This window comes from Pantoea sp. GbtcB22, from assembly GCF_019091025.1.
GTDB classification, from domain to species: domain Bacteria; phylum Pseudomonadota; class Gammaproteobacteria; order Enterobacterales; family Enterobacteriaceae; genus Pantoea; species Pantoea leporis.
In genome coordinates this window covers 174,888-187,750 of sequence record NZ_JAGXKB010000002.1, presented here as the reverse complement: position 1 = coordinate 187,750, position 12,863 = coordinate 174,888, and the positions used below count along the sequence as shown (strand labels likewise).

The following is a 12,863-nucleotide window of genomic DNA, read 5'->3' as shown; positions in this document are numbered from 1 at the left end:
TTTCAGCAGGATGCTGTAATGAAGGTCAATATTCACGTCGCTTTAATAGCCTCTTTCATTACCCTGATCCCTTCTCTCGCTCCTCGTGCTGCCACGCAGGTTCCGCCTGGTTTCGAATCGCTGGTCACCGGCCAGACGCTGTGGGTCAACCTTTCTGTTTACGGGCAATCGCTTGGCTTGTTTGAAGCTTCTGTTTCGCTGGATAGCGTCAGGTTCTTGAAACCGCATCAGGTTGCGCGGGCGGTGATGCAGCATTATCAAAAGGATCCGCAGCAGGAAAAGCGCTTAGACCATCTGATCAGTGAACCTTTGGCACGCAACGGTAATAAGGCATGCAGCAGCAACGGCGGCGCAGCGGGCTGTGACTATCTGGAGACCGATTTCCTCGCGCTGATCTATGACGAAAATAATGCCAAAGTGGCGCTGTTTCTCGGCCCGGAATTTGTGCCGCTTGCGGCTGACAACGCATCGCCCTATTACCAGCAGACCGCCGAAACGGAAGCGGCGTTTATTCATCAGCAGAATATTAACTTCGCCACCAACCGCGATGACCAGACGTTATCGCTGCAGGGGGCGGGCGCGCTAGGATTCACTGAAAACAGCTATGCCGGAATTGACTGGGACTATCTGGCGCAAAAATACCGGCAGCAAAGTCATCAGGAAGTGCGTTTTAACAACGTGTTTCTGCGCCGCGATCTCGGCAAACGCTATTATGTGCAGGCCGGACGCATGGATTCGCGCGATATCTTCAGTAACGCCGGCGGCAACATTACCTTAAGCCAACTGCCGCTCAGCACCATCGAAGGTGCGCGCGTCGGTTCGACGCTCGCCTGGATGAACCGCGCACAGGCGGCGCAAGGCACGCCGGTCACTGTCTTTATTACTCGCCCGTCGCGTATTGATGCTTATCGCGGGCAGCAACTGCTTGGCACCTTTTACCTGATTGCCGGCACGCAAAATCTTGATACCAGCGCCTTTCCCAATGGTAGCTACAGCGTGACGCTACGTATCTATGAAGATAATCAGTTGTCGCGTACCCAACAGGTTCCTTTTAGCCGCACCGGTAATGCCACCAGCCAGAACATTGAATGGTTTGTGCAAGGCGGCTCCATTCCCGATCGCGAGATGCAGGGCAACGGCGCTGCATCGCAATCGGGTGCCGATCGCCGTGTGATGCAGGCGGGCATCAAAGTGCCTGTGATGCAAGACGTTGCGCTGACCGGCGGTGTCGCCGTGACCAACCGCAACCGCTTTATCGAAAGCGCACTCGACTGGAGCCACGGATTTGATAATCCGCTGCTCGACGGCATCCTCACCACCCGCTTTAGCTACCTGAAAGGCAGCGAAGGTTCGCGCGGCAATATCCAGCAGGTCGCTTATAACGACGGATTCTCCCTCAGTTTCTACCGCAGCGCCCTGTATGCGCAGGATTGCTACAGCAACAACGGTGGGCAATACGGTTTTAGCGGGTGCTACCAGAGCAGCAGCCTGATGTTCAGCGTGCCGGTGAAAAGCTGGTATCTGAATGCCGGTTACAGCGCCAGCAAAAACGAGGGCCGCAATGTGCTTCCGGTGCAGTGGGATGATAACGGCGTCGTGCCGCAGTGGGCGCGCCGCAACATCTACAGTAAAACGCAGACTACCACCTGGCAGGCTGGCCTGGGGCGTGGCTTCAGCGTCAACGGACTCAATATTAATACCAGCGCCAATCTCTTTACCCGCACCAGCAGCAGCGGAACTCAGCGCGACAACGGTGGCTTCCTCTCCGTCTCACTCTCGCGCGTCAGCACGCCAACCATCGATTCACGTTCGAGCTACAGTTCGCTCGGCATGACCTACCAAACCGATCGCAACAACAAGGATCAGGTTGGCTATAACGTGGCGCAAAACTGGTATTTCGATGCGCAGAATCAGCAGGAGATCGGCGTGAACCTTAACGGTAATCAGGAAAATACTTTGAATGCTTCCGTTTACGGCAAAACTGCGGGCGAATACGGCAGCGGCAGCCTGGCATTCAGCTCTGCGTCGTCCGGTTCATCCGCTCAGCGCTTCAGCAGCAGCGGCAGCTACAACTCCTCATTGGCGGTAGCGCGTTCCGGCCTCTATTGGGGCAAATGGGGCAACGGCCTGTCCGGGGCGGCGGTGGGCGTGCATGTGGCAAGCAGCGATGAAAGCCGCGACACGCGGGTGGATGTCTCCGTTGATGGCGCGGGCAGCGCCAGCCTGCACGGCACCGGCCGCACTTTATTCAGCGTACCGGCTTACACCCAGAGCGCGATCAGCATCAACGATTCCATCGAATCCACCGACGGCATGCGCAGTGAAATCACCCAGGGTGCCGGACGACGCACGCTGTTTATCGCGCCGGGCCGCATGCTGGTGAGCAAAGTGAATATTGTTTCGCGCTACACCTGGCTTGGCAGGCTGATGATTAATCAACAGCGTCCACTGGAAGGCGCCACGCCGCTGAATGTCGCCAGCTGGTCCGGTTTAGGCCAGGGCGGATTCAGCGCTGAGACCGATCACCGCATAAAAAATCTGTACATGGTGCGCGGCATGCAGATGTACCGCTGTGAAATGAAGGTGAAAAGCACCCATGACGTAGTGCGCTATGTCGGCGACAGCGACTGCAAACCCATCGAGCTGGCTTCAGTGCCGCAGGATGTGCAGCAACGGGCAAAAATGCTGATTGTCACCCGCCAGGCGGATGAGGTTCCGCTGGCACGCACCGCGCCTTCTTCGCAGCAACAACAATAGGGATTTTGGATGAAAAGTAGATTTCTTAGCGCGCTGACGCTATTGGCCCTCATCGCGGGCATGCAGGTGCAGGCCGCCATGCTCACGCCTTCAGGGCGCAATACCAGCGTTGCCGTAACCTTTGACCGCATGTCAGTACCGGCGCAATTGCCGATCTGGACCAATGAAAATGGCGGTTACGATACCAATGACGCACCAAAATGGGGCCGCAATACGCTGGTTTGCCAGTCGCGCACCAGCAATCAATATGGTGCCTGCCTGACATTACCTGTCTGGCTTGAAGCGTCGCCGTCACCCTACCCCGTTCCACTGTTGTTTACCGAAAGCAGCACCAAACAGACGTTGGTACTGAATGTCTATCTCACCAAAAGACGCTCGCTGAATAATGTGGTGGTGGCGACCAATCTGGTACCAATGAATGCGTTTGGCGGTGCCGTCACGCCGCGTGGCGATGGCACCGATTATTCGGCCTATCTTCCCTCTTCCGAGCTGAGTAAATTCCCGTCGGCGGGCACCTGGAGCGCAACGCTGAAAATGTCGCTGATGCAGTGGCCAGTGACGTCCTGCACCGGAAATTCGCAAAACGTAAACGTGGGTTGTACCAACGTGACGAAAATGGGTGACTGGATCGCCAACATGACCTTTAAGGTGACAGATTACGGCAACCAGCAGATCTATCTGCCGGAGTTCGGCAATGCAGCCGCCACTGTGGATCTCGGTTTAAAAACCTTCCCCGGTGGGCGCGCCACTACCACCGTTAGCGGCAGCCGTTCGCTGGATATGTGCCTGTACGACGGCAATAATTCTGACAGCAACCGGGTTAGCCTGTTGTTTCAGGACGAAGGTGCAGCCGCGCCCGGCCGGGGAACGGGGTTGTTTTCGCTATATCGCACAGGCGCGGATAAAACTCTGGCGCAAAATCGCCTCGATTATGCGATTGAAGTAATCAACCCGCTGACCAAAGCGCGCCAGGTGGTTGAGAACGGCAGTGAAGTTATCTGGAGCGGCACCAACAGAGGTGTGTTGCGACGGGTGGTGTTACCGGGACAGAGCAATTCCGTGCTGTGCGTTCCTGCGCCGATGCAGCTTGTTACACCCGCCTTCACGTTATCGTCAAAAACAGCGGGCCGTTATCAGGGGACGTTGAGAATTATTTATACCCCGACGACGCAATAATGGCGCGGGCGGTGATGTCATAAAAACTGCAATTACCGAGCGCACACACTGTAGCGGCGCAATTTATTGCGCGATAAATCGCGCCGCTACGGAATGTGCGATGATTAGACGCAGTTATCAAATTATCGACATTATGCATTAGATTAGTGATTTAAAAATTATTGGTGAAACGCTGATAGAGGTGCAGGCTGTTTTTCAGATTGAGTTTTTTAACGATTTTATTCTGATGGCTATAGAGCGTTTTTTTATTTATCCCGGTTATTTTCGCCACATCTTCAATCGATTCATAAATGAATAAGCATCGCAGAAAGTTAAACTCTTTCCTGGTTAAATGATTATTTAATCCGGGAGCCGTCATTAGCTGGTCGCTTTTGTGCTGGCACAGCATCATTGCCAGCTTAGTACTAATGGTACCGGTTGAAGATTTTTTATCGATAAAACAATCGGCTGCGATGGCATGGCTGCTATAGTTAATCTTGTTTTTCACTGAATCTGAAAAGAAAATCAGCGTCGCGTTCAAGGTGATTTTTAGTCTGGTCAGATAATCTATCTGAGCCAGCGCCGCGCGGAAGTTTTCTGGCAGATCAAAAATAATGATTGGCGAAAGAGTGGCGGTTTTTTCCCTGTCACGCATCAGCGCCTTCATTTCTCGAAGCGTATTACAGCACGTGATATTTGAATGTTCCAGCAGCGCAATTAAGCCCTGCTGGTGATAGCAAGACTGATCCAGATAAATGACATCCATGATTAATTTCCGATAAATATCCCTGATTCTGCGAATACTATCGGCTTCCTGGCGGAAATTAACTGTCCATTTTTGGTGCTAAATGACTCACGCGATCGACAGGTCGATTTAAAAGTAGGCCGGGTACAAAGTGTTACCTCTGTGCCCGGTCTGATTTCACACTAAAGCTTAGGCGCGCGCGGCGATGATGCTCTCAGCCACGTTGCGGGGTGCTTCCGCATAGTGCGCAAACTCCATGCTGTAAGTGGCGCGGCCTTGCGACATCGATCGTAGCGTGGTGGCGTAGCCAAACATCTCGGACAGCGGCACTTCGGCGCGAATAATGCGTGCACCAAAGCGTTCATCCATGCCTTGCAGCGTACCGCGCCGCGCCGATAAATCGCCCATCACGCCACCGGCATACTCTTCCGGCGTTTCCACTTCCACCTGCATCAGCGGTTCGAGGATCACCGGATCGGCCAGTTTCGCGGCGGCTTTGAAACCAAAGATCGCCGCCATACGGAATGCCATTTCCGATGAATCGACATCGTGGTACGAACCAAACGTCAGCGTGGCTTTGATGTCCACCACCGGATAACCGGCCAGCACGCCGCTGTTCAGCGCTTCACGAATCCCCTTCTCCACCGAAGGAATGAACTCGCGCGGTACTACGCCGCCTTTGGTGGCGTCTTCAAAGGCAAATCCGGCCCCCGCCTGCTGCGGTTCCAGCGTCAGCACCACATGGCCGTACTGACCTTTACCGCCCGACTGGCGCACAAACTTGCCTTCCACCTCGCGCACCGTTTTGCGGATGGTTTCGCGATAGGTAACCTGCGGCCGACCGATGTTGGCTTCCACGCCAAACTCGCGCTTCATGCGATCCACGATAATCTCCAGATGCAGCTCGCCCATGCCGGAAATAATCGTCTGGCCCGATTCCTCATCGGTGTGCAGACGGAACGACGGATCTTCGGCCGCCAGCCGCTGCAGCGCCAGGCCCATTTTCTCCTGATCGCTCTTGGTTTTCGGCTCAATCGACAGCGAAATCACCGGATCGGGAAACTCCATGCGCTCCAGCGTGATCACCGCATGGGGATCGCACAGCGTTTCGCCGGTGGTGACCTCTTTCAAACCCACGCAGGCGGCGATATCGCCGGCACGAATCTCTTCGATCTCAATACGGTCATTGGCCTGCATCTGTACGATGCGACCGATACGCTCTTTGCGCCCTTTCACCGCGTTCCACACGCTGTCGCCTTTACGCAGCACGCCGGAATAGACGCGCACAAAAGTCAGCTGGCCCACGTAAGGATCGCTCATCAGCTTGAACGCCAGCGCCGAGAACGGTTCGCTGTCATCCGCATGACGTTCATCGTGTTCGCCCTGCTCGTTGACGCCGCTCACCGCCGGTACGTCGAGCGGCGAAGGCATCAGCTCAATCACCGCGTCGAGCATGCGCTGCACGCCTTTGTTTTTGAACGCGCTGCCGCACAGCATCGGCTGGATTTCACCGAGCAAGGTGCGCTGACGCAATCCGGCAACCACCTCCTCTTCACTGAGATCGCCCTGCTCCAGATAGCGATCCATCAGTGCTTCGCTGGCTTCTGCCGCCGCTGCCACCATGTTCTCGCGCCACTCAGCAGCGAGTGCCTGCAACTCAGCAGGAATCGGCGCATAACTGAAACTCATGCCCTGGCTGGCGTCGTCCCAGTAAATAGCGCGCATTTTGTTGAGATCGACCACGCCGCTAAAGTGCTCTTCCGCGCCGATGGGAATGACAATCGGCACCGGATTGGCGTGCAGGCGATCTTTCATCATCTGCACTACGCGGAAGAAGTCCGCGCCTTGACGGTCCATTTTATTGACGAAGGCGATGCGCGGCACATGATATTTGTTGGCCTGGCGCCACACGGTTTCAGACTGCGGCTGCACGCCGCCAACCGCGTCATACACCATCACCGCGCCATCAAGTACGCGCATTGAGCGCTCAACTTCAATGGTGAAATCGACGTGTCCGGGCGTATCGATGATGTTGATACGGTGCGGCGTAAAGCTGCCGTCCATGCCTGGCCAGAAGCAGCTCACCGCCGCCGAGGTAATGGTGATCCCACGCTCCTGCTCCTGCGCCATCCAGTCAGTGGTTGCCGCGCCATCGTGCACTTCACCTAACTTATGGCTCATTCCGGTGTAAAACAGGATGCGCTCGGTGGTGGTGGTTTTACCGGCATCGATGTGCGCGGAGATGCCAATGTTGCGATAACGTTCGATGGGGAGGGTTCGGGGCATGATGCGTCCTTAGTCATTCGACTCGTTCTGCGGCGCGCACCATTGCCCGCCGCTGCGCAACAGCCTAAACCTATTGTACGAGTAAATACGAACAGTTTGAGCCTTTTTTAAACATCGTTAAAAACTTGCAGGTGATTCAGCATTTACGGGCTGGAAAGCCGTCGCCGGTCACTTTAAGGTAAGACTTTCACTCTCAACGGGAAAATTGACCATGCGTATTCTGGTAGTCGGCGCCGGCGCCACCGGCGGCTATTTTGGTGCACGTCTGGCGCAAGCAGGACGTGATGTGACTTTTCTGGTGCGCGAGCGCCGTTTTCAACAGTTGCAGCAAACCGGTCTAGTGCTGAAAACCCCCGGCGGCAGCGAAGTGATTCAGCCGCAGTTGGCGCAGGCCGGTTCGCTTGATGGCCATTACGATCTGATTATTTTGACGGTGAAAAGCTTCGCGCTGGATCAGGCGATGAATGACATCGCGCCCGCCGTCGGTCCGGACACGCTGATCATGCCGATCCTCAACGGCATGCGCCATTTCGATTCGCTGCGCGCGCGCTTTGGCGACAAGGTGATTGGCGGTTTGTGCAAAATCAACGCCACGCTGGGAGATAATGGCGAAGTGATGCAGATGACACCGCTGCATATTCTCTATTACGGCGCGCTGGACGGTCACAACGATGCGCGTTTGCAGCGCGTGGATGAAGCGCTGCGTGCGGCGCAGTTTGATACGGTGTTTGCCGACAACATCATCAGCGAGCTGTGGGAAAAATGGTTGCTGCTCAGCACGCTGGGTGCGGTGTGTTGTATCGCGCGTGGCAATACGCAACAGGTGCTGACGTCACAAGGTGGCGAAGCGCTGCTGCAAGGCGTTTTTGGCGAAGTGTTGGCGGTGCTGAGTGCGGAGGGTTATCAGCAGCGTCCGGCGGTGACGGCGAAGATTTATGAGATGCTGAACAATCCTCAAGCGGCGATGACCTCGTCGATGTACCGCGATTTAACCCAGGGCTTTGAGATTGAGGCCGATCAGGTGATTGGCGATCTGCTGGTGCGCGGCGCACGCAGCGGCGTGGTGACGCCGTTGCTGAACGCGGTGTATGTCAATTTGCAGGTGTATGTGCAGAACCGATAACGTTGGTCGCCATTCATGGCGACCGAAACATCACAACCGTGACTGCACGCCGGGCAACTGCTTCAGGCGTTGCCAGCCGGCTTCCACCGCTTCTGGCACCTCAACGTGGCCGAGGAAACCTTTTCCGCGCGGCCCGTAACCGTTTTCATCGTCGCGCAGGCGCTGGATTTCACCCATCAGCAGCGACAGAAAACGCTCCATCGACCACAATCCTTGCGGCGGCGCGCCGATGATGCGCAGCATGCCCGCGTCCATCATCACCTGCGGCACAAATACCGGCCAGCTGATAAATTCCGGTGCATCCGCACGATCGCGCCATTGATAGCGGAAGGTTTCCCAGGTGCGACGCTGCATTAGCGGATCCTGCACCAGCAGCACGCGCTGCGGCTGCCAGCTGTGCTCATCCAGTAGCTTTTGGCTGAAGGCGGCGTTTTCCCCGCAGTTGCGTGAGGCGGTTTCCAGCAGTAGCAAATCGTCCGGCAGCGCGGCAAATACGCGGGCGACATCGCCCAGCAACTCGGCTTCGCTTTTGCCTTTGCTGTCGATTTGGCGATACAGCGGATGTGCGGCGAGCATCTCCACCAGCAGCGAGGTTGAGTGACCGATGCCGCCGCTGATCAATAACGGCAGCTGATACTTTTTCGCCACGGCAATCACCGCTTCCACGTTCGGCAGGACCGCGTGACCAGCGAGAATGGCTAAATCGATGTCGAGCGTGCCATCTTGTGGCATCTGATCCAGCGCCAGCCAGGCCGCCAGGGTGTTGATATCCTGAATCTGATGGTTATTGAGCTGCATCCGGTTCTCCTCTTTTTACCTTTGGCAGTGTAGCGGCTTAAGTGCGTGTCGGCAGGGAAAAATTTGCTACACTCGCAGCTTAATCTTCAGGAGAGATTCATGACTGCGCGCTCCGTAACCCTCGACGATGTTGCTCATCTGGCTGGGGTTTCTTATCAAACCGTTTCCCGCGTTCTCAACCATTCCGAACAGGTTTCGCCACGCACCCGCGCCAAAGTAGAAGCCGCGATGCAGCAGCTCAACTATGTGCCGAATCGCGTGGCGCAGCAGCTGGCGGGCAAAAACACCCGCACGCTGGGTCTCGCCACCAGCGATTTAGCCTTGATGGCGCCCGCGCAGATCGCTTCGGCGATTCAGCAACGGGCAGCGGCGCAGGGTTATCATCTGGTTATCGCCATGGCGAATCCCGATAATGCGCCGCAGGATACAGTGAATGAACTGCTGGCGCAGCGCGTGGATGCGCTGCTCATTAACCTGCCGCTCGATGCGATGCAGGCTGCGCAGATTCAGCAACAGTGCGACAACAAGCCGGTGCTGTTTCTCGATGTGGAGCGCAGCGCTGAAGTGGCGCAATGCCAGTATCAGAGCGAATCCGGTGCGCAGCAGGCGGTCGATCATCTGGTGGCGCTCGGCCATCGCCAGATTGGCGTGTTAAATGGACCGGAAAGTTCTGCCTCGGCGCGCGCGCGTTTCGCCGCGTGGCAACAGGCGCTGGCGGCGCATCAGCTCAAGCCATTCTGCGTGCTGAGCGGTGACTGGAGCGCGGCATCGGGTTATCAGGCGCTGCTGGCGCGGTTGCCCAACACTCTGCCGCAAGCGCTGCTGGTGGCTAACGATCAAATGGCGCTCGGCGCGATGCGCGCGCTGCATCAGCACGGCGTGAAGATCCCGGCGGAGATTTCGCTGATTGGCTACGACGATACCGCGGAAAGCGCGTGGTATCAGCCGCCATTAACCACCGTGCGTCAGGATTTGCAGCAGTTGGGCGCGGTAAGCGTTGATCGCTTGCTGGCGCAGCTGGAAGGCGACGATGTGGCAGAGAAGACGCTGGAAACCGAGTTAGTGTTGCGGGAAACCACCGCGACGCCGCAGCAAGATGAGGTGGATGTGGCGGAGATTGCGCAGCAGTTGCAGGTGTTGGCGCGCAAGTTAAAGCGCACCTCATAAATAGGTTAGGTGCGCGAATTTGCGCACCTGGTCGTAATTACCCGAGTGCGAGTTTTACGGCATCTTCTGCGTGGATCAAGGTGGTATCGAACAGCGGCACACTGGCATCTTCCGCTTTTACCAGCAAGGTGATTTCGGTGCAGCCGAGAATAATCGCTTCTGCGCCCTGCTCCACCAGCTCAGCAATAATCTTGCGGTATTGCGCACGAGATTCATCGCGGATCACGCCAAGACAGAGTTCCTGATAAATGATGTCGTGCACCACTTTACGACCGGCTGCATCGGGAACCAAAACGTCGATCTCCGACTGATGAAGTCGGCCTTTGTAGAATTCCTGCTCCATGGTAAACGCCGTTGCTAGCAAGCCGACTTTTTTTACGCCCGCCTGACGAATGCGTTGTGCGGTGGCATCGGCGATATGCAGCAGCGGAATGCGGACCGCATCAGTGATTTGCTGCGCGACTTTGTGCATGGTGTTGGTACAGAGCACAATAAAATCCGCGCCGCCCTTTTCCAGACTGAGCGCCGCTTCTGCCAGGATCTCGCCCGCTTTTTGCCACTCGCCAGCGGCCTGTAGCTTTTCGATTTCATGGAAATCGACGCTGTACATCAGGCTGCGCGCGGAGTGCAAACCGCCCAGCTGCTGTTTCACCTGCTCATTGATAATACGGTAATAGAGCGCGGTGGATTCCCAGCTCATTCCGCCAATCAAACCGATCATTTTCATCTGCTTTACTCCGTTTTAAACATGCTGCTCAGCACTGTAATGGTTTTCCGGCCAGCGCGCTGCAGGAAACAACGATAAGCGAATATTGAACAGGTGGAACATTGGCGCAAACAGCGTGTTCTCCTGCAACGCTGCCGCTTCCAGCCGCAGCAACAACGTATTTAATTCCGCTAACAATTCCGGCTGCGGCGTGGTTTGCAGCGATTTTAACCGACGCTTAAGGAACTGGCTCAGCTCATGGAACATCGCCGCGCTTTCGATGTGATGCGCCAGCAGCAGTTCACGATGACGCGTGTAATAGTCGTAGCAGTTTGCGCCCAGCCAGGCTTCGGCAATCAGATTGCCGCCGGAGACCAACTCTGGCACCGGATCGACACGCTTACGCGGCAGAATAATGTTGACCTTATCAAGCGTGCGCGAAACAAACTGCTGACGCGCGGTCAGCGTGACGCTGTTGAGGCGCACCGTGGCGATAAACTGCAGCAGCTCGCGGATACCTTTGCGCACCGCGCGTTTGGCGGTCCACGACGGGCGCTTGTTGCGGATCAGCGCCGTGATCACCACCGCGAAGGTAATGCCCACCAGCGTCGAAAGAATAGCGTTCACTATAAGCTGTAGATCGGGCTTGAAGTTGTGGCTCATGCCAATCAGCCCGGGAATCTGCGTGGCGACAATCAGGCCAATCAGGTTGGTTGACGGATTGGCGATAACCAATCCCAGCGCCAGCAAGCCCGGCGCAAGGCAAATCACCAGCGCTTCGAAGGTCACCGCCTGCGGAATCAGCAAGGTGATATATAGCAGGCTGATCACCACAGAAATCAGCACCCCTTTCAGGAACAGTTTCATCGGCGCAATCGGGCTGTCCATGCCAGCAAAGAAGGAGCACAGCACCGCCGCCATCATTGGTGCGGTGGCACCATCCACCCAGCCGCTGCCGATCCAAAATACACAGGTAACGAAGGTGGCAATAAACGCGGTAAACGACGACAACAACAACAAACCCTTATCGACGTGTTTGTGCGCGCGCGCCATTTTTCCGGCTTTAACCGCGGGCGTCCATTCACTGACGCGCTCGCTCACGCTTTGGTAGGCATCAACGATGCGCACAAAGTTGAGTAGGCGCTCCAGCAATCCGCTCAGCAAAATGCTCTCTTCACTGTTGAGCCTGCCCTGTTGCCACGCCCGTTTCAGCTGATCTTGCGCGTGGCTGAGCTGGTCGCGCACCGGCAGCTGATCTTCACCATTTAGCCACAGCAAAAATTGCTGAAACACCTCGGCGATAAAGTCGGGGAAACGGATTTGCTGCTGCGCCAGCAGATTGAGGCGCGATTCGATTGCCGTCAGCGTGGGGATGAAATAGGAGAGATGCTGATACTGCACGCTGACTAAGCGCACCAGACGCCGTGCAGCATCGCCTTCATACACGCAGTGCGTGATGAGCGTTTCGACGTTAAGCGGATAGTTGGCCATCTGAATCAGGATATCTTCGCGCTCCACCGACTTCTCAGCCGGCATCGCCGTGACCAGCTCACTGCACAGCTTGCGCGCGTTCTGAAACCACAGGTTCACACTCTGCTCTAACAGATTGCGCATCGAGACCGGCCACAGCAGGCGATGCACCAGGCTGCTGCAGACGATAGCGACAGTGATCTCCTCAACACGCGAGATCACCGTGTAGGTGATGGCCGAGGGCGACACCACATCGGGAAAACCCATGATCGCCGCGCTGTAGCCCGCCAGCATAAACACATAGCTCTTCGGCGTGCGGTCGTGCAGCGAAAGATAGAGACAAACCGCGACCCAAAGCGAGATGCACAGGCTGAACAGCAGCGGATCCTGCACCGTGGCGGGATAGATCAATAGCGTAAACAAGCCGCCCAGCAGGGTGCCGAAGAAACGAAAAACCGATTTCGATACCGTTGATCCCGAATAGAGCTGCGAGGCAACGTACACTGTAGTCAGTGACCAGGCCGGTTTATCGAGATTGAGTTCCAGAGCAATGTAAAAAGCCAGAAAGGCAGCAAGACAGGTTTTGGCAGAGAACAGCATTGCGCTTCGTGAAAACCACTTCATAGAACGGGTAAAACCTTATGCAGGCAGCGGGA

At 56.1% G+C, this 12,863-nt stretch carries 9 protein-coding genes; 4 read left to right on the top strand and 5 right to left on the bottom strand.

Annotated features, from left to right (window positions below):
• Nucleotides 1-18: 18 nt before the first annotated feature.
• On the top strand, nt 19-2,757 hold the full coding sequence (locus tag KVT28_RS08765) for a TcfC E-set like domain-containing protein (protein ID WP_217547782.1): 2,739 nt from the start codon (nt 19-21) through the stop codon (nt 2,755-2,757).
• A 9-nt stretch (nt 2,758-2,766) separates the two neighbouring features.
• On the top strand, nt 2,767-3,933 hold the full coding sequence (locus KVT28_RS08760; protein WP_217547779.1) for a CfaE/CblD family pilus tip adhesin: 1,167 nt from the start codon (nt 2,767-2,769) through the stop codon (nt 3,931-3,933).
• A 151-nt stretch (nt 3,934-4,084) separates the two neighbouring features.
• Here the strand turns inward: KVT28_RS08760 and KVT28_RS08755 are convergent, their stop codons facing one another.
• Both KVT28_RS08755 and fusA read right to left on the bottom strand, forming a co-directional pair.
• Nucleotides 4,085-4,678: a LuxR C-terminal-related transcriptional regulator gene (locus tag KVT28_RS08755; protein WP_101761186.1), complete on the bottom strand. Its 594-nt coding sequence runs from the start codon at nt 4,676-4,678 to the stop codon at nt 4,085-4,087.
• A gap of 168 nt (nt 4,679-4,846) precedes the next feature.
• Complete coding sequence (gene fusA / locus KVT28_RS08750) at nt 4,847-6,943, bottom strand: elongation factor G (RefSeq protein ID WP_217547776.1); 2,097 nt, start codon at nt 6,941-6,943, stop codon at nt 4,847-4,849.
• 211 nt (nt 6,944-7,154) lie between these two features.
• Here fusA and KVT28_RS08745 point away from each other — a divergent pair, with 211 nt between their 5' ends.
• Complete coding sequence (locus KVT28_RS08745; RefSeq protein WP_217547773.1) at nt 7,155-8,066, top strand: ketopantoate reductase family protein; 912 nt, start codon at nt 7,155-7,157, stop codon at nt 8,064-8,066.
• A gap of 30 nt (nt 8,067-8,096) precedes the next feature.
• On the opposite strand, the gene KVT28_RS08740 is transcribed toward KVT28_RS08745, so the two are convergent.
• Nucleotides 8,097-8,864: a YdcF family protein gene (locus KVT28_RS08740; protein ID WP_217547770.1), complete on the bottom strand. Its 768-nt coding sequence runs from the start codon at nt 8,862-8,864 to the stop codon at nt 8,097-8,099.
• A gap of 99 nt (nt 8,865-8,963) precedes the next feature.
• On the opposite strand from KVT28_RS08740, the gene KVT28_RS08735 reads away from it, so the two are divergent.
• Nucleotides 8,964-10,031 (top strand): LacI family DNA-binding transcriptional regulator, encoded by a 1,068-nt coding sequence (locus tag KVT28_RS08735; protein WP_217547768.1) that lies wholly within the window; start codon nt 8,964-8,966, stop codon nt 10,029-10,031.
• 37 nt (nt 10,032-10,068) lie between these two features.
• Here the strand turns inward: KVT28_RS08735 and KVT28_RS08730 are convergent, their stop codons facing one another.
• Nucleotides 10,069-10,758, bottom strand: a complete 690-nt coding sequence (locus KVT28_RS08730; protein WP_217547766.1) for an aspartate/glutamate racemase family protein — start codon at nt 10,756-10,758, stop codon at nt 10,069-10,071.
• Between the two features lie 15 nt (nt 10,759-10,773).
• The gene (locus tag KVT28_RS08725; protein WP_217547764.1) at nt 10,774-12,831 is read right to left on the bottom strand and encodes an FUSC family protein; all 2,058 of its coding nucleotides are present in this window, start codon (nt 12,829-12,831) and stop codon (nt 10,774-10,776) included.
• Nucleotides 12,832-12,863: the final 32 nt, after the last annotated feature.